1 protein-coding gene is annotated in these 264 nt (G+C 67.4%); it reads right to left on the reverse strand.

What is annotated here, in order from left to right; all coding sequences use genetic code 11:
* Nucleotides 1–264: contractile injection system protein, VgrG/Pvc8 family (locus BFP92_RS02565; RefSeq protein ID WP_275656394.1), on the reverse strand; the 264-nt coding region annotated here is incomplete at both ends.

Here is a 264-nt window from a genome sequence, read left to right on the forward strand (position 1 = left end):
GTCCTGATCGCCGGTGGCGGTGTGCTGCTGGTTGTAGCGCGGGTGGGTGAAGGTGTAGTCGCGCTGTACCTGGCGCGCGGTGCGCACTTGTTCGGTGTAGTGGAAGCGGGTCAACGCCGGTTCCATGGAATCGCCGCCACCCATGGGCTGGTAGATCACCGGGCAGTCGGTGTGCGTGCCGATGGTGCCCAGGCCGCCGACGCGGTCGGTGAGGACGAGGGTGTGGCCGTCGGCGCGGTGTTCGAAGGTGTAGAGCAGGCCTTC

The sequence above is a fragment of the Pseudomonas sp. 58 R 3 genome (assembly GCF_900006605.1).
GTDB classification, from domain to species: Bacteria; Pseudomonadota; Gammaproteobacteria; order Pseudomonadales; family Pseudomonadaceae; genus Aquipseudomonas; species Aquipseudomonas salomonii.